Here is a 22,398-nt window from a genome sequence, read left to right as displayed (position 1 = left end):
CGGTCGCTTTCCGCCCGGCCGCGGTTCGTTGAAATATCTGCCGAGTGCACGGATAATGGGTCGGTTTCACGTCCCGCACGTCGGTGCGGCGCAAGGGTCGTGCCGAGGCGGGTGGCTGGCGGCGGCGACTCACGACGCAGGAGGGCTGCCAAGGACACATGAAACTGTTCACGAAGGGGCTGCTGCTGATCGCGGTGCCGAGCGTCGTCGAGCTGGCGCTCGTCGGTATGCTGTCGAAAACACAAGAGCAGACGACGAAGGCCGCCCAATGGGCCACGCACAGCAAGCAAGTGCTGTATCAGGCGTCTATCATCGTGGATCCGCTTCTGCGGGAGGCCGCGCGCTCGCGCGCAGGCCTGATCGTCGGCGATCCTTCTTTCATCGACCGCCGCGCGGTATGGGTCGATCTCGGCGATCGGCTCGACCAGCTCGAACGGTTCGTGGCCGACGATCCGCTGCAAGTCGAGCGTGTGCGCCGTATGCGCGAAGCCGTCAATGCCTACCGTGCCCAGGTAGAGGCGATGTACGCTTCGCTGCGCGACGGCCAGCGAGCGCAACCGCCCGCGTTCGACGAGGAGTCGCTGCCGCGGCCGATCCGGGCGTTTCGCGACGAACTCGATGCGTTCGTCGCCGCCGAGTCGCGGCTCGATGCCGAGCGGAGCGCCGGCTTGGCCGCCACGCGGGAGGAGCAGCGCCATGCGCTCATCGCTGCGATCGCCGGTTCCATGCTGATCTGGGCCGTGGCGGCGCTCGGATTCGCCGGCGACATCGGGCGGCGCCTCGCCACGCTGCGGGCCAACGCACAGCGCCTGGCTGGCGGCCAACCGCTCGGCGCGACGCTCGCGGGCAACGACGAGCTCGCCCAGCTCGATACCGTCTTGCACCAAACAAGCGCACGACTCACGCAGGCCGAGCAGGAACAGGCGGCGCTGCAGACGACGCTCGAGGCGCGTGCGCGCGAGTTGACGCAGGTGAACGAAACCTTGCGCCAGCAGAAGCAGGACAACGACATGTTCATCTACAGCGTCTCGCACGACCTGCGTTCGCCGCTCGTCAATCTGCAGGGGTTCTCGCGCGAGCTGCAAGTATCGTGCGACGAATTGCGCACGATGCTCGATGGCTCGCGGCTGCCTGGGGCCGAGCGCGAGCGCATCGCGCACGTGCTCGACGGCAATCTGAACGAGGCGTTGCACTTTTTGCGCACGGCGGTTTCCCGCTCGGCGTCGATCATCGACGCGCTTTTGCGGATATCCAGGGCGGGGCGGCTCGAATACCAGTGGCAGCGCGTGAGCGTCGCGCGTGCCGTTGCGCGCGTGATCGAGTCGCTGCATGCGCAGATCGGCGAGCGCGGCGTGGCCGTCTCGGTCGGCGAGCTGCCGCCGGTCTGGGGAGACCCGACCGCGATCGAGCAGATTTTCAGCAACCTGATCGGCAACGCCGTCAACTATCTCGATCCCAGCCGCAACGGGCGCATCGAGGTGGGGGCGCTCGAGCCGCCGCCGCCGGCCGAGCCGGGCGCACGGGCGCCGCGCATGCGCACCTATTATGTGCGCGACAATGGGCTCGGGATCCCGGGCGCCTATATGTCGAAGATGTTCAGCGCCTTTCAGCGCCTGCACGGCGAGCGCGCCAAGGGCGACGGCATCGGGCTCGCGCTCGTGCGCCGCGTGACCGAGCGGCACGGCGGCCGGGTATGGGTAGAGTCGACGGAAGGCGCAGGGTCGACTTTTTTTGTGACGCTGCCTGAACAACCGCTGCGCGTGACCTAATCTGTGCAATACAACGACAGAACGATCGGACGATCGAAAAACAGCATGACGGACGCTGCGCTTCCCGCCGAACCTGCCCGCGTGCTAGTCGTCGACGATGACGAGGGCATCCTGCGGCTGGCTCGCAAGTCGCTCGAGCGCGCGGGCTGCCTGGTGTTCGCGCGCTCGAGCGTTGCCGCCGCACGCGAAACGATCGGGCGGGACCGGCCCGATCTGCTGGTGCTCGACTATCAGCTCGAGAGTGCCGAAACAGGGCTCGATTTCTTTCGCCGGCTCAGACGCGAGGGCGTTGCGTTGCCGGCGATCCTCGTCACGGGCTTTACCGACGAGTCGCGCGTGATCGAGGCGTTGCGCGCAGGCGTGTCGGATGTCGTGCCCAAGTCGGAAGGCTATCTCGATTACTTGCCGGAGGCCGTCGAGCGGGTCCTGGCTCAGCTCCGGCTGCAGCGCGCCTCGGCCGAAGCCTTGCTGCTGCGTGACCGCGAAGCGCATTACCGCAGCCTGTCGGAGGCGTTGCCGCACCTCGTGTTCACGAGCAACGCAGAAGGCGAGTGCGATTTTTTCTCGAAGCAGTGGTATGCCTATACGGGCCTCGACGAACAGGTCTCGCGAGGCCTTGGCTGGCTCGAGGCGGTGCATCCCGACGATCGCGAGACGCTACGCCGCAAGTGGCTCGACGCCGTGCATGGCGAGGCGGGCGACCATCGCCACGAGTTGCGCTTCCGCTCGCACGACGGTGCCTACCGCTGGTTCGATATGCGCATTGCGCCCGTGCGCGACGCGAACGGTGGCATAGGCAAGTGGTTTGCGAGCTGCACCGACATTCAGTCGCAACGCGAGGCCATCGACGAGCGCGAGCGGCTGCTCGCCGCCGAGCAGAGCGCGCGGCAGACGGCCGAGGAGGCCAATCGGGCCAAGGACCGATTCCTGGCGATGCTCTCCCACGAGCTGCGCACGCCGCTCACCCCGGTGCTGGCCGGCACGCGCGTGCTCGAAGTGATGCCCGGGCTTCCCGACGCCGCGCAGGGCAGCGTCAAGATGATCCGGCGCAACATCGAACTCGAGGCGCGCCTCATCGACGATCTGCTCGACCTCACGCGTGTGGCCAACGGCAAGCTGCGTCTGACGCTCGAGACCGTCGACGTCCATGAGGTCATCGACAGCGTGCTGGAGCTGTTTCGCAGCGAGATTCAGGTCAAGCAGCAGGACGTGCACGTCGAGAAAATGGCCGAGAACCATTACGTGCTGGCCGATCGTGCGCGCTTGCAGCAAATGTTGTGGAACCTCGTGCGCAACGCGGCCAAATTCACGCCTGACGGCGGCCACATCTACGTGCGCACGCGCGACGCGCGCATGCAGATCGAGATTTCGATCGAGGATACCGGCATCGGCATCGCGCCCGAGCAGATTCCGAAGCTTTTCAATGCATTCGAGCAGGGCAGCCAGCGGATGACGCAGCAATTCGGCGGGCTGGGGTTGGGCCTTGCGATCACGAAGGCGCTGACCGACGCGCACGGCGGCACGGTCAACGCGCAGAGCCCCGGCCCGCATTGCGGTGCGACGTTTACGATCGCACTGCCCACCGTGGCCGCACCTGCCGAGGAACCAACGGCGGCGGCGCCTGCCGCGGCTGCTGCCGACGAGCGGCTGGCGATCCTGCTCGTGGAAGATCATGCCGATACGGCGGAGGTCATGGCGCAACTGATGCGCGGGCTCGGGCACGATGTGACGGTTGCATCGTCGGTGGCCGACGCGCTTGCAGCCACGCAGGCCGCGCCGTTCGATCTCATCGTCAGCGACATCGGTTTGCCCGATGGAACGGGAATCGATTTCATCGGCGCATTTCGCCAGCGCTCCCAGGTACCGGCCGTGGCGCTCACCGGTTTCGGCACCGACGAAGATGTGAGGCGCTGCCTGGCGGCAGGTTTCACGTCGCATCTGACGAAGCCGGTCAACTTCATCCAGCTCGAAGAGCTCATTCAGCGGGCCGCCGCGGGCAAGACGGGCGGCGCGGCGTTTAGCGCGGCTCGCGCTTGAGCGAATCGCGGATTTCGCGCAACAGCACGATATCTTCCGGCGGGGGAGGCGGCTCGGCTGCCTTTTCCGGCTCGGCGGGCTTTTCTTCGAGGCGGCGAAGCGCGTTGATGAATTTGACCATGCCGAAGACGATGATGGCGAGGATCAGGAAGTTGATCAGCACGGTAACGAACGAGCCGTAGCCGAACACCGCCACGCCGGCTGTTTGAAGATCCTTGAACGAATCGGGATTGCCTTTGAACGACGGAGGGATCTCGCCGAGCCGGATGAACTTGTTGGAGAAGTCTAGCCCACCCGTGGCCACGCCGACGATCGGCATGATGAGGTCCTTCACGATGGAATTGACGATCGTGGAAAATGCGCCGCCGATGATCACGCCGATGGCGAGATCCATGACGTTGCCCTTGAGTGCGAACTCCTTGAATTCCTTCACGATGCTCATGCGTTATTCCCTCCTTGCAGACGTGCATGCGCATGCCGCGGCGCGCGGCATGCGCAATCGGGCATGATAGCGAAGGGACGTAGGGCGCGCGCGGCTTTTTTTGCGATGCCGGCGCGCGCCCGGGCTCAAATTTTGTACGCGAGCCGCAATCCGCCCCAGTGCCGGCCGGCTACGATGATCGGTGCGGAAGCGTCTTTCATCATCACGAACTGGCCTCCGCCCATGTCACGGCGGTAGGTCTGCAGGAGGAAAGGCTTCGTGTTCGTGGCCGCCGCGAGCCCTGTGCGATCGTTGAAAATCCGACGATTGCGGCAATGCGCGGCATTCCAGACGGCGTCGCCGGGCCGTTGCGGTTCGGAGAACTTGAGGTTGTGCGTGGGCAGATAGCCGCGGGTATCGACGGCCGCGCAAAATGCCACGCGCGCATCGAACTTGAGAATCGGCTCCTGCAGTGCGGGCAATACACGGTCGGTGAACGCCGTGAAGTGCGTCATGACCTGCTGAGGATCGGTGCCCGGGATCGGTACGTAGTTCGCATCGAAGAGATCGGCGATCGAAATGTCGCCGCGCGCGACCGCCTGCTCGAAAAGCTTGCCGATCGCGGCCGCCGTTCGTTGTGCGGCCTCGACGAAACGCGTGTCGGACGTTTCCGCCCCGGTGGCAGCGGTGAGCTCGATCAGCGTCTCCGAAACACCGAGCAGCGTCGTGAGCCTATTCTTCGCTTGAAGAAAGTTGTCGCTCGACTGTTCCACGCCGGTGGCCATCGTATGCACTTCCGCCTCGAGCGAATGGCATTGCGTTTCGATGTCGCTCGTGAGCGACGCGATCTCCTGCGCCTGGCCATGCAGTTGCGTGATCGCATGGCCCGTCGATTGCACGATGTCGCCGATGGCACGCGTGCCGTCGTTCACGCGGTGTGCGCGCGCCGTATTCTCCGTGCCGTCCGCGATGAGCTGTTCGGTCTGGCTGGTCAGTCGGGAAAGCGTCGTTTCGATCTGCGCGGTGGCCTGCGCGGTCTTGTTGGCGAGGTTCTTCACTTCCGAAGCGACGACGGCGAAGCTCTTGCCCGACTCGCCCGCACGCGCCGCCTCGATTGCCGCATTGATGGCGAGCAGATGGGTTTGGCGCGCGATCAGCGAGATCTCCTCGGAGACGCTGCTCACGTGGGCCAGCGCTTCGCGCAGCGCCTCGATCTGGGAGGCGATCCCGGTCACCCCCTCGACGAGGCCGTGGATGTCGGCAAGCGAGGCGTCGAGCGTCTGACGGGAGGTGTCGACCGCTTCCGAGGCTTGTGCGCTGACGGCGCTGACCTCGCGCGCGGCCTCGGCGATCCGGTGGTTTCCCGCCATCGTGACGGCGGCGGATTCGCGCAGCCGGCGGCATACATGTGCCTGCTCGGCCACGCGCTCGGCCACTTCCTCGACATGGCCCGAGATGTCGCAGATTTCGATACCGAGCCGGCCAGCCTGTTCGGCGATGTCGCCGACGAGCGTGGACGACGGACGGGCGCGGCGCAAGGCGAAGCGCTTCATGCAGGTCTCCTGGAAGGCGGGTGCGCGAGCCCCGCATTTTTGTCGATATGGCTGTCGCCCGGTGCGGCCAGTTCTATCCAAGTTCGCTTACGCCAGACTTACGCGGCCCGGAGCGGCGAGCGGAGCGCTCGTGCATGTTTCACCCTTGCTTTATCGGCGCCGGGGCCCCACAACTTGAGGCCGCGCGGGTAGTGAATTTCCCGCCGTTGCGTGCCGGCCGCGAAACGCTTAGATTGGCTCAGGGTTTGCACGCACGACGCGCCCGATTAGACCGCTCGCAGCAGGCCGGGTCAGTCCGAGAACGCTCCGCAAGAAGAGCCATCCGTGCGTGCTTCACACTACAACGGGAGATGTGCGCGTCTCGCTGACGACGCACGCGCCAACACCATGCTCAATCGCTTGACGATACGCGGCGGGCTTACGCTCACGATCGCGGGGTATACGCTTGCGCTGATGGCCACGATGGCCATCGCCATGCTGGGCCTCGGTCGGAGCAACGATGCTCTGCGGCAGATGTACGAAACCGACACGGCGGCGCTCACGCACCTGAAGCTGAGTTCCGAACGCATGCTGCAGGTGCGACTTGCGCTCAGCAGCTACGAAACGCTCTTTGCCATGGGCGAGGCTTCGGACGACATGCTGCCGAAGGCCCATGGCGTGCTCAAGGAGAGCGACAAGGCTTGGGCCGAGTACTTGCGCAAGCCGCGCGACGACGAGGAATCCAAGCTTGCCGATGCGGTGGGCAACGCCCGCTCCGCGCTCATCGCCCAAGCCGTGGAGCCCGAGTTCAAGGCGCTCCAGGACAACGATTTCAATGCGTTTCGCACCGTCCAGGGCCGCACGGCGAACCAGCTCTATGCGCGCTACGACGCGGCGATCGGGGCGCTCGAAGCGTTGCAGATGCGCCATCAGCAAGCGCGCTATGACCGCTCGCAGCAGAACTTTCGCACGCTTGCGTTCGCGGCGGCGATCATGGCGTTCGTCGCGCTCGTGATCGGCGTGATCGCGCGCACTGCGATCGTGGCGGCCGTCGTCAAACCGATCGACAGCGCGATCCGCCATTTCGAGCGGATCGCCGCCGGCGATCTGACGGGGACGATCGATGCGTCCAGCAACAACGAGATGGGCCGGCTGATGGTCGCGCTCCAGCGCATGCAGGCGGCCTTGGGCGCCACCGTGGCGCGCGTGCGCACGGGCTCGGAGGCGATCATGCATGGCGCGCGCGAGATCGCGTCGGGCAACGCGGATCTCTCGCAGCGTACGGAGCAGCAGGCCGCCTCGCTCGCGCAGACCGCCTCGAGCATGGAAGAGCTGACCTCCACCGTGAAGCAGAACGCCGACCACGCGCGCGAAGCCAGCCAGCTGGCTCACGAGGCGTCCCGCACGGCGACGGTAGGCGGCGAAGTCGTCGGCGATGTCGTGCGGACGATGGAGGATATCGCCACCAGCTCGAACCAGATCGGCGACATCAGCGGCGTGATCGAAGGCATCGCGTTCCAGACCAACATCCTCGCGCTCAACGCAGCCGTGGAGGCGGCGCGCGCGGGGGAGCAGGGGCGCGGTTTTGCCGTCGTGGCTTCCGAAGTCCGGTCGCTGGCGCAACGCAGCGCGAGCGCGGCCAAGGAGATCAAGGCGCTCATCGCGGAGTCGGCCGACAAGGTGCAGGCAGGCACGACGCTCGTCGCGCGGGCCGGCTCGACGATGGACGACGTGGTGTCCGCCGTACGTCGCGTGACCGACATCATTGCAAAGATCAGCACGGCCTCGGACGAGCAATCGAACGGGATCGAGCAGATCGGGCGCGCCGTCATGCAGATGGACACCGTGACGCAGCAAAACGCCGCGCTCGTCGAGGAGGCGGCTGCCGCGGCCGCGTCGCTCGAGGAGCAGGCCGCACGGCTCGACGAAGCGGTGGCGGCGTTCCGCGTCGAACTGCACGCGCGCGCACAAGGTGCAACGGTGCCGCGTGTGGACCCGGCCGTGGCTGGGTCGGCGCCGGGCGCGTCGCTGCCGGCGCTCGCCGCCTGATCGCGCGCGGGTCGCGGTCGCGGCCGGCTTGGGCTGCGGCTTCAGGCGGCCGAGCGCGCTGGTTCGGCGGCGGCCCGCATGCCGAGGAACGCACGCACGTCGGGTGCCAGGCGCGCCGGCGCTTCTTCCATCGGCACGTGACCGAGCTCCGGGTACACGATGGCGCGTGCGTTCGGAATGCGCTTGGCGAACTCATGCACATGGGCAGGAGGAATCCAGCGATCCTTTCCGCCCCACAGCACGAGGGTCGGCACGTCGAGCGAGGCGAGGGCGCCGGTGTCGATCGTCGCAAAGTCGATCGCGGGCACCATCTTGACTACCGCTTCGCGTGTCCCTTCGCCGTGGAAAAAATCGATGTAGCGGCGCAGCGTGGCGGCATCGGGCTTGCGCTTGTCGCCGTAGACGTCGCGCACGGCGCGCTTGACGATCGTGTCGGGCATGAGCCGCGATACGCTCAGGCGCACGAGGGGATGGTTGAAGAGCGCGATATAGATCGGCAGCTTCATCGGAAAGCCGGCTGAATCGACGAGCACGAGTTTGTCGACGGCCCCGCGATGTCTGAGCGCGTAGTCCCAGGCAATGAGACCGCCGAGCGAGTTGCCGACCAGCGTGACGCGCCCGATTCCGAGCGCGGCGGTGAACGCGTCGATGAAGCGGCGATAGGCCGGCAGATCCATAGTCTCCACGGCGCCGGTGGGCGAGCGCAATGGCCCGGTGACGCCGAATGGCGGAAGGTCGACGCGAACGACGCGCCGCTCGCGCGCAAGGTCGGCTGCAAGCGCGTCCCATGTATGCAAGGACGCGCCGAAGCCGTGGAGCATGAGGATCGTATCGCCGCGTCCTTCGTCGGCGTAGTGGATCCGCGTGCCCAGGAGGTTCACGAAACGCGAGCTCGGCAATGCGTGGCGGCGTGCCAGTGCTTGCCGGTCGATGCTCGTCATGCCCAGACGCGCGACGAGCGAGCGCCGCCACGGGGCGGCGCCGGCGGACAGCTTCAAATGCATGGTTCTCTCCCTGTAGCCGGCTTTTGCCGGTCTAGTCAACCGTGCTTCACTTTGGAGCAGTCGCTATTGTCGTGGTCCTCAGTCTGTTTTTGCCGGGTTAAAGCCCGTAAACGTCTTCTAATTCTCGAATCGGTAGTCCCGCGTGCGAACGCGCCGCGTCAGCCATCGAAAGCAAAACGTAAAGCCGGGCCAGAGCTGCGTGTTTCGGCCGCTTTTCGAGAGGTACCAGCTGCGGCAGCCGGTCAGCCACACCGAGCGCGCGGAGGCGCGTTGCACGCGGCCGTTGAAGGCATGCTGAGCGGCGGGCGTGACCGTCATCGTTCGCGCACCGCGACGCGCGAGTGTGCGCAGACACTCTGCGATATAGGCGATGTGCGACTCGATCATGTAGATCATCGAGTTATGGCCGAGCCCCGTATTCGGGCCGAGCATCATGAAGAAATTCGGAAAGCCCGAGATCGCGGTTCCGAGGTAGGCTTGCGCGCCGTCGCGCTGCCAACGCGCGTCGAGGTCGGCGCCCTGTTCGCCGATGACCGTGAACGGTGCTCCCGCATCGCCCGCCTGAAAGCCGGTACCGCAGACGATCGCATCGACCCGATGCAGGCGGCCGTCGTCGGTCATGACACCTTCGTCGACGATTTCGCGAATGCGCGTCGTCACGAGTTCGACGTTCGGTTGGCAAAGCGCCGGGTAATAGTCGCTCGACAGCAGCACGCGCTTGCAGCCGAGCCGGTAGTCGGGCGTCAGCTTCGCACGCAGCGCGGCATCGGGGACGCGGCGGGAGAGATAGGCGCGCGCGAATGCCATCGGCCGCTTCATGAGGCCGGGCGCGAGTACGAAGGCGAGTGCGCGTGCTTCGTGCTGCCAATAGAGTGCCCAGCGCGCGGCGCGCTGCGCGAGTGGGAATCGTTGGAAAAGACGTTGCGCGCGTGCTTCGATCTCGCGGTCCCGGCGCGGCATGATCCACGGAGGCGTACGCTGAAAAACGAAGAGCTGCGACACCTGTGGCGCGATGCGCGGCACGAACTGCACGGCGCTCGCACCCGTGCCTATGACCGCCACGCGCTTGCCTTCGAACACGTAGTCGTGGTCCCAGGCAGCCGAGTGAAACAGCTTGCCCGCGAACCGGTCGATGCCCGCGATAGCCGGCAGCGACGGGCGCGATAGCGGCCCGTTCGCGGCGATGACGATATCCGCTTGCGCTTCGGCCGGCTCGCGCGCGTCACCGCACTGGAGTTCGAGCCGCCAGACGCGCAGCGCGTCGTCGAAGCGAACGGCGCTCACGCGTGTGGCAAGGCGCACGAACGAGGCCAGCCCGTGCTTTTGCGCGCACCGTTCGAGGTAGGCCAGAATTTCCTGCTGCGGCGCGAATGTACGCGACCAGTGCGGGTTCGGCTCGAACGAGAACGAGTAGAGATGCGATGGAATGTCGCAGGCGGCGCCCGGGTAGCGATTGTCGCGCCAGGTGCCGCCGATATCGCTTGCGGCTTCGTAGATCGTGAACGACGTCAGGCCCATCTGCTTGAGCCGGATGGCCATGCCGATGCCGGCAAAGCCGCTGCCGATGATCGCAATGCGAGGGGTGGTGCGAGGGGTGGTGCGAGGGGGGGCAGACGTCATCGGTCGGTGTTCGGTGAAATTCCAGCCGTGCGGCAGCGCGGTCGGCACCAGCCGCCGCGAAACGAAAGAGGCTCCCGCAAGGGAGCCTCGGCGATTCAGGTTTCGAAGCCGGCCCGGCAGACGAACGCGTGAGGATTCGGCCCGGGCTCGGCACGCGCTCAGCTATTGTCGCTCCAGTCGCTGCCGGAGTCGTTGCTGCCGTAATCGACGCCGCCGCCTGCGCCACCATCGTTCCAGTCGTTCGAGCCCTGGCCGAGGTCGATGCCGCCGCCTGCGTCGCCACGGCGGCGCGTTTCGTCGTCGACGATCACCTCGCGCTCGACCACGCGATCGCGCCCATGCGAAAGCGCTTCGCCGAGCAGCACGCCCGTCAGCAAGCCGCCCATTCCGCCGCCGAACCCGCCGCCTTGCTGCACGATGACAGGCGGCTGCTGCGGTGGTTGCTGTTGATAGGGCGCTTGCCCGCTTTGCTGCTGCAGACGCTCGGCTTCCTGCGCGTACGCAGACGTGCCGCCCGTGCCGCCCGCGACCGGTGCAGGCGCCGCATTCGGATCGGGGCGCCCCTCGGCGCGTGCCTTCAGGCTATCGAGCCGGCGGTCGAGATCGTCGAGCTGATAGGGCGGCACCGGGTTATTGCCGTTCGACAGCCCCTCGACAAGTTCTCGCAGCTCGGTCTCGGCGCCCTCGATTTCGGCGAGCAGCGCTTCATGTCCCGGCGCGCTCGACAGGCGGGCGTCGAGCTTCAGCGCACGCGCCGCGTTGAGCAACTCGGTCGCGCGTTTCAACTGCGCGCGCCGGGGCTCGCCGGCTTGTCCTTCTTCATTCGAACGCGCGCGGCGCAGCGTCCAGCGCAAGACGAGGGCGATCGCGACGAGCAGGACGGCAATGCCGATCCATGCGGCCATCGAGGGCCCGTGCCGAACCGGCGCGGCGGGCACTGCCTGCGCCTGCTGCTGTACGAATGGATTGGCCGCGTGCTGTGCCGGCGCCGATGGTGCCATGGCGCGGGCACCGCGCTCGGCTTGCCCGCGGATGCGTGCCTCGACCTGCGAGAATCGGGACGCGTCGGTGAAGCGGATCTGCGGATCGAGCTGCTTCGCCTGCTCGATTTGCGCAAGGCCCTCGGCATAGCGGCCCTCGCGTGCGAGAACCTGGCCGTAGAGGTAATGCGCGTGCGCGTTGTTCGGATGTGCCTGGAGCACCTGCGTCAGCTCGGCATCGGCCTGCTGCCAGTTGCCTTGCGCCATCGACCGTTCGACTTGTTGCGCGCTCGGCACGGCGAATGCCGGCCCCGCCAGCAAAGCGAGCGAAACGGCTGCCGCTGCGAAAAGTGTTTTCATCTGCTGAACCGGGCGCCATGCGCCCGTCTCCGTGCCAATCCCCATTCGGGTACGACCGGCCTGCAGCGAGTTTCGTGCATGCGGGCCGTCGTTACTGCTGCTGCCTTGCCGTCAGCCGTTCATTGCGCCGGCGGATTGAGCTGCTTTTTCAGCGCCGCAAGCCGTTCGTCGACGGACGGGCCGCTGTCGAGTGCCGCAAGTTTGTCGTCGAGCGCCTTGCCGCTCGATACGTCCGCCGAATTGAGCCGGGCGTCGGAGCGCGCGTTCGAGAGCGCGACCTTGTCCTCGAGCTTGCGGAAATCCTCCGACAGATTCTTGCCGCCGATACCGCCGAGCGCGGTGGCCGCCACGTCCTTCGCCTCTGCGATCTGCTGCTTCGCCTGCAGAATGTTGGAGCGCGCATTGAGATCGTTGCGGCGCTGGCGCATATCGGCGATCTGGCTCTTCAACTGGTCGACCGACGGCTGCAGCGTGGCCAACTCGCGTTCGAGCGCATCGCGTTCGGTTTCGGCGTTTGCCTGGGCCGCAAGCGCTTCGCGCGCGAGCGCTTCGTCGCCCGATTGCAGCGCGCGCTTGGCGCCGTCCTCGTATTTGCGCGCTTTTTCGGCGGCCGCATCGCGTTTGCTCTGTTGCGTGGCCACCTGCGCTTCGATCTCGATCAGCGCGTTTTCGGCGCGGCCAATACTGTCGTCGAGTTCGCGCACGATCTGCCGCGCGTCGCGCGACGGATCCTGCACGGATTCGGCGGCGTCGTTCAAGAGACCCTTGACGGTGCGCGAAATGGTGTCGAATAGCGACATGAAATCCTCCTGGGTTGACTACGGCGCCGAACGTGCAGCGCCTGGCCGTTGAATCGCCGATACTACGCCGCCGATGGTCCCGGCGGCGTTTCGAAGTGCATGTATGACGCGGGAGCGGGGCACCGCGCAGCCAACATGCTCGGCGGATATATCGGGGTGCGCACGCCGATTCCAACGGTCGAGCCGGCGAAAGATTGCGCAGCCGAGCGATCCGTCGCGGATATTACAACAGCGGATCGTTAAAGCACGCTTAAGCGAATCGACGGTGCGCCGTGCACGGAGGCGCAGGCGCTCTGCAGGGCTCAGGGCTCAGGGCTCGTCGTGCCCGCGCCGGCGCCGGCGCACGCGGGTGTCGCGCTCTTTGCCGTCGCCCGCAGGCTCGTCCGGCTCGGCCGCCGTGGCACCGTGCCACCAGTTCGCCGTGACGCGGGCCACCGTTTGCACGTCGACGTCCGGGTTGCCATCCTCACCTTCATCAGATTCGCCATTTGGCGGAAGCTCGGCGAGCGCTTGTGCGACCGCGGCGGCAACCGAACCGGGCGCGCTTTGCTCCGCGTCCTGCCCAGGCTGTCCCGCAGGGCGGCTGGCCGCGTCGGGCGCATCGGCCCGGTCGTGCGATTCGACAGGCGCGGCAACCGGTGCTCCGGCCGCGGCCGCGATGCGCCGCAGCGTGTCGCTCAGCCCGTCCGGCGGGGCGGGCGCGCGCCAGCTGTCGACGATGCGCGCGGCGCGCACCTCTTCGGCCGTCTCGCCGTAGGCCAGTACGGCTCGGCGCAACAATTCGCTCACGCTGATCCCCAGGCTCGCAGCCTTCGTGGCAATGGCCCGCTTTTGCGCGGCGGTAACGAAGACGACGAGGCGTTCGCTGCTCTGGTTCATGGTCGGCTCCGCAAGCGGAATGTAGGCCAGTGTGGGTTCGCTCGTTGCGACGGAGCGCCTTCCATCATAGGATGCCGCGGGCCGGCGCAAAATACGGGCTTTTCATGGAATCGGCGCGCGATCAAAGGCTTGGCGCGCTTTTCGGCACGTTTTCCACAAGCCTTTCAACATATTCTGTTGATAACCGCCAATGCGCCGTGCGTAGACGAACTGTCGGGAATTTTTACAAAAAAATTGGATTCCGCCAGCGCGATTTCATTAAAATGCGCTGTTACGCCGGCGCGTCCGATAGTGTGGCGGGCGCCGCGCCATTATGATTACGACCTGAAGGCGCCACCTCGGAGTGCGCGCGAAGCGGCGCCGCCAGCCGCGCCGATCCTGCCGTCATGCCAATTATCAAACGTCCCCCCACTTCCGAGTCTCCCGCCGAGCGCCGGCAACCGTCCAAACGCAGTTCCGAACGTCAGCAAGGCTCGATCGCGGCCCGGCTCGCATTGACCTTCGGCGCGCTCGCCGGCGGTGTTGCCGTCGTCGGCGCCCTCGTTGTCGGCTACGCGCTGATCGTCATGGCGCCGCAACTGCCGTCGCTCGACGTGCTGACCGATTATCGGCCCAAGGTGCCGCTGCGCGTCTATACCGCCGACCACGTCCTGATCGGCGAGTTCGGCGAGGAGCGCCGCAGTCTCGTGCGCTTTGCCGATATTCCCGACGTCATGAAAAAAGCCGTGCTCGCGATCGAGGACTACCGGTTCTACGAGCACGGCGGCGTCGATTTCATCGGCATTCTGCGCGCGGGGACGACCGACCTGCTGCACGGCGGCGCGTCGCAGGGCGCGAGCACGATCACGATGCAGGTGGCGCGCAACTTCTTCCTGTCGAGCGAGAAGACCTACACGCGCAAGATCTACGAGATGATGCTCGCCTACAAGATCGAGCGCGCGCTCACGAAGGATCAGATCCTCGAGCTCTACATGAACCAGATTTATCTGGGCGAGCGCGCCTATGGCTTTGCGGCCGCGGCGCGTGTCTACTTCGGCAAGGACCTGAAGGACATCACGCTCGCGCAGGCCGCCATGCTCGCCGGCTTGCCGAAGGCGCCCTCGGCCTACAACCCGGTCGTCAATCCCAAGCGTGCGAAGATCCGCCAGGAATACATCCTCAAGCGCATGCTCGATCTGCGCTATATCACGCAGGCGCAGTACGATCAGGCCGTGAAGGAGGACATCCACACCAGGCTGTCGGGCAACGAATACAGCGTGCACGCCGAGTACGTCGCCGAGATGGTGCGGCAGATGATGTACGCGCAATACAAGGACGAGACCTACACGCGCGGCTTGTCCGTCGTGACCACGATCGATTCGGCCGATCAGGACGCGGCCTACCGCGCGGTGCGCAAGGGCGTGATGGACTACGAGCGCCGCCACGGCTATCGCGGCCCGGAGGGTTTCGTCGAACTGCCGGCCGAGCGCGACGAGCGCGACGAAGCGATCGACGATGCGCTTGCCGACCACCCCGACGATGGCGAGATCGTTTCGGCCGTGGTGACAGCGGCCGCCCCCAAGCAGGTGACGGTACAGTTCGTCAACGGCAATACCGCCAACGTGACGGGCGAGGGCTTGCGCTTCGTTGCCTCCGCGCTTTCGCAGCGCGCCTCGGCGACGTTGCGGATCAAGCCGGGCTCCATCGTGCGGCTGATGCCCGATGCAAAGGGCAACTGGCAGATCACGCAGCTTCCGCAGGTCGAGGGCGCGCTCGTTTCCCTCGCGCCGCAAGATGGCGGGATTCGCGCGCTCGTCGGCGGGTTCGACTTCAACAAGAACAAGTTCAATCACGTGACCCAGGCGTGGCGTCAGCCGGGTTCGAGCTTCAAGCCGTTCATCTACTCGGCGTCGCTCGAAAAAGGCCTGGGGCCGGCAACGATCATCAACGACGCGCCGCTTTATTTCCCGCCGAGCGCACCCGGCGGCGAGGCCTGGGAGCCGAAGGACGACGATCAGCCCGACGGGCCCATGCCGATGCGCCTCGCGCTCGAGAAGTCCAAGAACCTCGTGTCGATCCGCATCCTTTCGTACATCGGCACCAAGTACGCGCAGGACTACGTGACGCAGCGCTTCGGCTTCGATGCCGACAAGACCCCGCCGTATCTGCCGATGGCGCTCGGCGCGGGCCTCGTCACGCCGCTGCAGTCGGCCGCTGCCTACTCGGTATTCGCCAATGGCGGTTATCGCGTCAACCCCTACCTGATCGCGGAAGTGGACGATGCGCGCGGCCAGCCGATCTCGAAGGCGCAACCGATCGTCGCCGGACGCGACGCACCGCGCACGATCAGCGCGGCCAATGCCTTCGTGATGAACAGCCTCCTGCATTCGGTGGCCACCGCCGGCACGGGCGCGGGCACGAACGTGCTGCATCGCTCGGACCTCGCCGGCAAGACGGGTACGACGAACGAGGCGAAGGACGGTTGGTTCGCGGGCTATCAGCCGACGCTCGTCGCTGTGGCATGGATGGGCTACGATCAGCCGCGAAGCCTGGGCAGCCGCGAGTTCGGTGCGCAACTCGCATTGCCGATCTGGGTGGAGTACATGTCGCGTGCACTGCGCGGTGTGCCGCAGGTGCAAATGCCGATGCCCGACAGCGTGGTCACGCTCAACGGCGAGCTTTATTACGCGGATATGACGCCCGGCAATGGCTTTGTCGCCAGCATCGGCGTGGATTCGGGCACGGCGCTCGCGGGTGCGCCGGCAGCGAGCGACGCCGTGGGCAGTATCGGGCCGACGGGGCTTGCGGCGCCCGCTGCGCCGCCGCCCAACGTCTCGTCACAAGAGCGAACGCAGATCCTCAACATGTTCGACCATCACTGACCGCGCGCCCGCCCGGCGCGCAGCGCTCGCGGCGAGGCGGCTCCCGCGGCGCCGTCAGCCCTTGGCCTGACCGAGGTGATTCGCGAGCGTGGCGGGGTCGGTGTTGGTTCCGCACAGCAGCACGCCAACGCGCTTGCCTTGCAGCGTTTCTCGCAGCGGGCCGAGCAGGGCGGCCGTTGCCGCTGCGCAGGCGGGCTCGACCGCGAGTTTCAACTGCGTGAAGAGCTTGAGCATCGCGGCGCGCAGGGCATCGTCCGATACCGTGACGATCCGGTCGACGTGCCGCCGGCAGAGCTCATAGCTGTATTGCTCGGTATGCGGCGCCATCAGCGAATCGGCGATGGTGTGCATCGTACCCATTTTCACCGTGTGGTTGGCCGCGAAGCTCCGTGACATGGCGTCGGCGCCTTCGGGCTCCACGCCGTAGACATGCACGCGCGGGTTGGCGAGGCGCAGCGCCGTGGAAACGCCGGCTGCAAGCCCACCGCCGCCGATCGGCACGATCACGGCGTCGAGGTCGGGCGTCTGCGTAGCCCATTCGTAGCCGAGCGTGGCCGTGCCGAGCACCGTGCGATAGCCGTTGAACGGATGCACGAAGAAGCGGCCTTCCTCGGCCTCGATGTGTCGAACGAGCTCGAACGCCTCGGCCGGCGTGTCGGCCAGGACCACTTCCGCGCGATATTGCCGGCATAGCGCGACGCGCGCCGGGCTTGCGGTCCGAAACATCACGACCTTGGCGCTCGTGCCGAGCCGCATGGCCGCATACGCGACCGCTGCCGCATGATTGCCGCCCGACACGCACGTCACGCCGACGCCGCGCTGCGATGCATCGAGTGCGAGCAGGTTCGTGAAAGCGCCTCTCACCTTGAAGCTGCCGCTCGCCTGCAGTAATTCGAACTTGAAGTTGACGCTCGTGCCTTCGAGGGAGGGGAAGTCGTGGCGCTCGAAGACGGGCGTGCGCATGACCCACGGCGCGAGTGCGAAATGCTGACTGGCGATGGCGTCGAGCGTCGGGATGGGTTCCGCGTCGATCGTATGGTCGGTGTGTTGCGGCGAGGCGGTGGACATGTGCGGGGAAGGGATTATCGAAAGCGGGGAAGGGTGACGCGTCATGCGCGCGCGTCGACGGACATGCTGCGCATGAACTTGCGCAGGAAGCTTTCGCACGCGGCCAACTGGGAAAGCTCGACGTATTCGTTCGGCTTGTGTGCCTGTTCGATGTCACCGGGCCCGCAGACGATGCTCGGTACGCCCGCGCGCGCGAAGAGTCCGGCTTCGGTCCCATAGGCCACTTTGCGCGTCTGGCGATCGCCCGTCAGCGCGCGTACGAGTTCGGTGATCGCGGCTTGCTCCGTGGCATCGAGGCCCGGCGCCGATGCGATGCGCGTGAACTCGATCGCCGCATCCGGATGCTCGCGCCGCATCTGCGGCAGCAGCGTTTGCTGCGCGTAGTGCTCGATGCGCTCGAACACCGTGGCCGGATCGAGCGTCGGCAGATTGCGGAATTCGAAAGCGAACCGGCATTCGGCCGGCACGGTGTTGACGGCGTTGCCGCCTTCGATCGTGCTCGTTTGCGCCGTCGTGAATGGCACATCGTAGAATTCGTCGAAGGGACCGTCGCGGCGCATTTCGTCCGCCACGTCGCGGATATGGCAGATGAGCCGCGCCGCATACTCGATCGCGTTGAGGCCCTTTGGCGTCAGCGACGAATGGGCCGCGTGGCCGCGCACACAACAGCGATAAACATTGATGCCTTTGTGGGCAACGATCGGGCGCATGCTCGTGGGCTCCCCGACGATGCACCCGTCGGGATTGACGCCGCGCCTTTGCAACTCGGCGATCATGAGCGGCGCCCCGGCGCAGCCGATTTCTTCGTCGAACGAGAAAGCGAGGTGAATCGGCTTGGCGAGCTTGACTGCCTGCATCTCGGGTACCAGCGCCATCACCGCACCGATGAACCCTTTCATGTCGCAAGTGCCGCGGCCGTAGAGGCGCTGCTCGCGGATTTCGGCGCGGAACGGGTCGCTGTCCCACTGCTGGCCATCCACGGGCACCACATCGGTGTGACCCGACAGAACGACCCCGCCTGTCGTCGCGCCGTCGTGCGCGGGGATCGTCGCAAAGAGATTGGCCCATTCGCCGCGCTCGCCCCGCTCGTCGCGCGTGAGCGTCGAGACGATGCCATGCGCGCTCAGCGCTTCGCGCACGATCTCGATCAGTTCGATGTTGGGCCGGCGGCTTGTCGTATCGATCGATACCAGCCGTTCCACCCATTGCAGGCTGAGAGGAAGGGGCGAAGCGGGGAAGGGAGCCGGTGCCGGCGACTGCGAGGAAGAGGGGAATCGGTGCGCCGTTTCAGCGTCTTGCGGCATGGCTAGGGCTCCTTCGCGTAGGTGTTTTCGATAATACCGAAAAAAACCTCTACAACCCAAATGCCGCACGCGGGGAATGCGATGCTGCACCGCCGCAATGGAGCGCATGGCGGCGAGCGGGCCAAGCGGACCCTGTGCGGGGCCAGGTCGCGAGCCCGCCCGTCCCCGCGCAGGACACGGTCTACTTCGCGACGGCGGCGCTTTGCCGGGCGGGCGCCCCGAGGGCGCGAAGCGTCTCCTTCGTGGTGCCCACACGCACGACGAGATCGGGGCTGCGTGTTTCGATGCGCAGCTTGTCCTGGCCGGCCAGCTTGATGTGTCGGTGCTTCTGGACCATCTCGATGATGCGCATGCCGTCGATCGGCGGGTTGGGAACGAACTGCAGGCTGATTGCCGTTTCGCTCGCATCGATCTTCGAGATGCCGAGCGGCTTCGCCGCCAGCCGCAGGCGATGCGTTTCGACGAGCGCGTGGGCTTGCTGCGGCAGCTTGCCGAACCGGTCGATCAGTTCCTCCTGGATATCGTCGATCGCATCGTCGCTTTCGCAGTTGGCAAGACGCTTGTAGATCGACAGACGCTCCTGCACGTCGCCGCAATAGTCGGCGGGCAGGATGGCCGGCGTATGCAGATTGATCTCGGTCGTGGCGGCGAGCGGCGCCGTGAGGTCGGGCTCCTTGCCATTCTTCAGCGCCTTCACGGCGTCGTTGAGCATTTCCGAGTAGAGCTGGAAGCCGATCTCGTGAATCTCGCCCGACTGCTTGTCGCCGAGCACTTCGCCCGTTCCGCGGATTTCGAGGTCGTGCATGGCGAGGTAGAAGCCCGAGCCGAGCTCTTCCATCTGCTGAATTGCCTCGAGCCGCCGCTGCGCCTGCTTCGTGAGGCCCTGCGGATCGTGCACGAGCAGGTAGGCGTAGGCCTGATGGTGCGAGCGGCCGACGCGCCCGCGCAACTGGTGCAACTGGGCAAGGCCGAACTTGTCGGCGCGATGGATGATGATCGTATTGGAACTGGGTACGTCGATGCCCGTTTCGATGATGGTCGTGCAAAGCAGCACGTTCGCCCGCTGCGCGACGAACTCGCGCATCACACGCTCGAGTTCGCGCTCGTGCATCTGCCCGTGCGCGACCGCGATGCGGGCTTCGGGTACGAGTGCTTCCAGCATGGCGCGGCGGTTTTCGATCGTCTCGACCTCGTTGTGCAGGAAGTACACCTGCCCCCCGCGCTTGAGCTCGCGCAGCATCGCTTCGCGGATGACGCTGTCTTCCTCGCGCCGCACGAACGTCTTGATCGCGAGCCGCTTTTGCGGCGCGGTGGCGATGACGGAGAAGTCGCGCAGCCCCTCGAGTGCCATGCCGAGCGTGCGGGGGATCGGGGTGGCGGTCAGCGTGAGCACGTCCACCTCGGCGCGCAGGGCCTTGAGCGCCTCCTTTTGCCGTACGCCGAAACGGTGCTCCTCGTCGATGATGACGAGCCCGAGGCGCTTGAACTTCACGTCCGACGAAAGCAGCTTGTGCGTGCCGATCACGATGTCGACGGAGCCGTCGTTGATCTGCGAGATGGCCGTGTTGACTTCCTTCGTCGACTTGAAGCGCGAGAGCTCGGCAATGCGCACGGGCCAGTCGGCGAAGCGGTCGGTGAAGGTCTGCGTATGCTGCTCGGCGAGCAGCGTCGTGGGGGCCAGCAACGCGACCTGTTTGCCCGCCATCACGGCGATGAAGGCCGCGCGCAAGGCGACCTCGGTCTTGCCGAAGCCGACGTCGCCGCAGACGAGCCGGTCCATCGGGCGGCCCGCCGTCATGTCGCCGATCACGGCAGCGATGGCCGCTGCCTGATCGGGCGTTTCCTCGAAACCGAAGCTCTCCGCGAACTTGACGTAGTCGCGCGGCTCGAGCTTGAACGCATGACCTTCGCGTACCGCGCGCCGCGCATAGAGGTTCAGCAGCTCGGCCGCCGTATCCCGGATCTGTTGCGCCGCGCGGCGTTTCGCCTTTTCCCACTGGCCCGAGCCGAGCGCGTGCAACGGGGCGCTTTCGGGATCGGCGCCGCTGTAACGCGAAATAACATGCAGTTGCGACACGGGCACATAGAGCTTGCTGTCGCCTGCGTACTCGAGGTGCAGGAACTCCGTCTCGCCCTCGCCGAGATCCATCGCAACGAGCCCCATGTAACGCCCGATGCCGTGCTGGGCATGCACGACCGGGTCGCCGATCTTCAGCTCGGACAGGTCGCGCACCATGGCGTCGACGCTGCTCGCCTGCTCCTGACGTCGGCGGCCCGCGCGCCGCACGAGCCCGCCATAGAGCTCGGTTTCCGTCACGATGGCGAAACCCTCGCCGGGCAACGCGAAGCCCCGCGCGAGCGGCGCCACCCCGAGCGCAAACGGCGCGTCGCTTTCGAGCCAGCTCTCGAAACTGTCGCTCGAGTCGGGGCGAAGTCCGTGCTCGGCCAGAAGCTGCGCGATGGTCTCGCGGCGGCCGGCCGACTCGGCGGCGATCAGCACGCGGCGCCCGCTCGTGGCCAGATAGGCACGCAGCGCGGCAACGGGGTCTTCCGCATGACGGTCGAGCGCCAGCGACGGCAGCGCCGTGGCCCACCCGCCGCCCGCGTCGATCGGCAGCGAGAGGCGAGCGAACGGTTTGGCGAGCGCGTAGAAGTCTTCGTCGCTCAGAAAGAGGCGCTGCGGCTCGAGGATGGGCCGCTCGCGATCGTGCGAGAGGAAGGCATGGCGCTGCTTCGTATCGGCTGTGAAGCGGCGGATCGCGCTGTCGAGATCGCCGATGAAGGCGAGATGCGCGGCGGCCGGCAAGTAGTGAAAGAGCGTAGCCGTCTCGTCGAAAAAGAGCGGGAGGTAATACTCGATGCCGGCCGACGGCACGCCGTTGCCGATGTCCTTGTAGATCGACGAGCGGCTCGGGTCGCCCTCGAATACTTCACGCCAACGGCTGCGAAACGCAGTGCGCGCGGCTTCGTCGAACGGAAACTCTCGTCCCGGCAGCAGCCGTACGTCACGCACCGGGTAGAGGCTGCGCTGCGAATCGGGATCGAACGCACGGATCGAATCGACCTGATCGTCGAAAAGGTCGATCCGATAAGGCAGGGGCGAGCCCATCGGATAAAGATCGATGAGCGAGCCGCGCACGCAGTACTCGCCGGGCCGTACCACCTGGCTCACGTGCTCGTAGCCGGCCAGTGTCAGCTGCGCCTTCAGTTTCGCCTCGTCGAGCCGCTCGCCCTGCGCGAACGAGAACGTGTAGGCCGCGAGGAACGAGGCAGGCGGCATGCGGTAAAGCGCGGTCGTGGCGGGCACGATGAGCACGTCGCAACGCCCTTCGCCGAGATCGTGCAGCGTGGCCAGCCGCTCGGAGACGAGATCCTGGTGCGGCGAAAAAGTATCGTAGGGCAGCGTTTCCCAGTCGGGCAGCAGCCGCACGCGCGCGTTCGGCGCGAACCAGCCGATCTCCTGCGACAACCGCTGCGCGTCCACCGCGCTGGCGCAGACGACGGCGAGGAGCGGCACGGCTTCGCGCCCAGCCTGCAGATAGCGTGCGATGGCGAGCGCATCGGAGGAGCCGTGCGTTCCATCGAACACGTGGCGCTGACCGGCCTTGACGACCGGAAACGGCAGGGGGAGGGCGGCGGGCGATGCGGCAGTTTGAGGCATGACGAAGAAAAAGCGGCCTTTGCAATAGACGGCGGGTGCGCAAGAAACAGGCA

At 66.3% G+C, this 22,398-nt stretch carries 14 protein-coding genes; 4 read left to right on the top strand and 10 right to left on the bottom strand.

What is annotated here, in order from left to right; genetic code table 11:
- Positions 1 to 158: 158 nt before the first annotated feature.
- Positions 159 to 1,769, top strand: coding sequence for a sensor histidine kinase (locus U0034_RS01305; RefSeq protein ID WP_085226495.1), 1,611 nt, complete (start codon positions 159 to 161; stop codon positions 1,767 to 1,769).
- 45 nt (positions 1,770 to 1,814) lie between these two features.
- A complete protein-coding gene (locus tag U0034_RS01300) occupies positions 1,815 to 3,806 on the top strand; it encodes a hybrid sensor histidine kinase/response regulator (protein WP_085226269.1) in 1,992 nt (663 codons plus the stop codon).
- On the opposite strand, the gene mscL is transcribed toward U0034_RS01300, so the two are convergent.
- Both mscL and U0034_RS01290 read right to left on the bottom strand, forming a co-directional pair.
- Positions 3,787 to 4,248 (bottom strand): large conductance mechanosensitive channel protein MscL, encoded by a 462-nt coding sequence (gene mscL, locus U0034_RS01295; RefSeq protein WP_085226270.1) that lies wholly within the window; start codon positions 4,246 to 4,248, stop codon positions 3,787 to 3,789. The genes U0034_RS01300 and mscL overlap by 20 nt on opposite strands.
- Positions 4,249 to 4,373: 125 nt before the next feature.
- Positions 4,374 to 5,780 (bottom strand): methyl-accepting chemotaxis protein, encoded by a 1,407-nt coding sequence (locus U0034_RS01290; RefSeq protein ID WP_085226271.1) that lies wholly within the window; start codon positions 5,778 to 5,780, stop codon positions 4,374 to 4,376.
- A 387-nt stretch (positions 5,781 to 6,167) separates the two neighbouring features.
- Here U0034_RS01290 and U0034_RS01285 point away from each other — a divergent pair, with 387 nt between their 5' ends.
- Positions 6,168 to 7,808 (top strand): methyl-accepting chemotaxis protein, encoded by a 1,641-nt coding sequence (locus U0034_RS01285; RefSeq protein ID WP_085226272.1) that lies wholly within the window; start codon positions 6,168 to 6,170, stop codon positions 7,806 to 7,808.
- A 41-nt stretch (positions 7,809 to 7,849) separates the two neighbouring features.
- Here U0034_RS01285 and U0034_RS01280 read toward each other — a convergent pair whose 3' ends face one another.
- The 5 genes from U0034_RS01280 to U0034_RS01260 form a co-directional block, all read right to left on the bottom strand.
- Complete coding sequence (locus U0034_RS01280; RefSeq protein WP_085226273.1) at positions 7,850 to 8,812, bottom strand: alpha/beta fold hydrolase; 963 nt, start codon at positions 8,810 to 8,812, stop codon at positions 7,850 to 7,852.
- 117 nt (positions 8,813 to 8,929) lie between these two features.
- Positions 8,930 to 10,432: a flavin-containing monooxygenase gene (locus tag U0034_RS01275; RefSeq protein ID WP_085226497.1), complete on the bottom strand. Its 1,503-nt coding sequence runs from the start codon at positions 10,430 to 10,432 to the stop codon at positions 8,930 to 8,932.
- A 158-nt stretch (positions 10,433 to 10,590) separates the two neighbouring features.
- A complete protein-coding gene (locus U0034_RS01270) occupies positions 10,591 to 11,772 on the bottom strand; it encodes a tetratricopeptide repeat protein (RefSeq protein WP_085226499.1) in 1,182 nt (393 codons plus the stop codon).
- A 119-nt stretch (positions 11,773 to 11,891) separates the two neighbouring features.
- Complete coding sequence (locus tag U0034_RS01265) at positions 11,892 to 12,572, bottom strand: PspA/IM30 family protein (RefSeq protein WP_085226274.1); 681 nt, start codon at positions 12,570 to 12,572, stop codon at positions 11,892 to 11,894.
- Positions 12,573 to 12,881: 309 nt separating this feature from the next.
- Entirely contained in the window at positions 12,882 to 13,451 is a 570-nt protein-coding gene (locus tag U0034_RS01260; protein WP_102623057.1) for a plasmid mobilization protein, read from the bottom strand.
- 386 nt (positions 13,452 to 13,837) lie between these two features.
- Between U0034_RS01260 and U0034_RS01255 the strand changes: the two genes are divergently transcribed.
- Positions 13,838 to 16,312 carry a penicillin-binding protein 1A gene (locus U0034_RS01255; protein ID WP_085226279.1) on the top strand — a complete coding sequence of 825 codons (2,475 nt, stop codon included), beginning with the start codon at positions 13,838 to 13,840 and terminating at the stop codon, positions 16,310 to 16,312.
- Positions 16,313 to 16,366: 54 nt separating this feature from the next.
- Here U0034_RS01255 and U0034_RS01250 read toward each other — a convergent pair whose 3' ends face one another.
- The 3 genes from U0034_RS01250 to mfd all read right to left on the bottom strand — a co-directional run bounded on the left by U0034_RS01250 (position 16,367) and on the right by mfd (position 22,345).
- Positions 16,367 to 17,380 (bottom strand): threonine/serine dehydratase, encoded by a 1,014-nt coding sequence (locus tag U0034_RS01250; RefSeq protein ID WP_085226281.1) that lies wholly within the window; start codon positions 17,378 to 17,380, stop codon positions 16,367 to 16,369.
- A 41-nt stretch (positions 17,381 to 17,421) separates the two neighbouring features.
- Positions 17,422 to 18,684, bottom strand: coding sequence for an acetylornithine deacetylase (gene argE, locus U0034_RS01245; protein ID WP_085226284.1), 1,263 nt, complete (start codon positions 18,682 to 18,684; stop codon positions 17,422 to 17,424).
- A 181-nt stretch (positions 18,685 to 18,865) separates the two neighbouring features.
- Positions 18,866 to 22,345 (bottom strand): transcription-repair coupling factor, encoded by a 3,480-nt coding sequence (gene mfd / locus U0034_RS01240; protein WP_085226501.1) that lies wholly within the window; start codon positions 22,343 to 22,345, stop codon positions 18,866 to 18,868.
- Positions 22,346 to 22,398 lie beyond the last annotated feature (53 nt).

Source organism: Trinickia caryophylli (genome assembly GCF_034424545.1).
Classification (GTDB): domain Bacteria; phylum Pseudomonadota; class Gammaproteobacteria; order Burkholderiales; family Burkholderiaceae; genus Trinickia; species Trinickia caryophylli.
The sequence above is the reverse complement of the archived record's forward strand: the minus strand, read 5'-3'. Positions and strand labels throughout refer to the sequence as shown.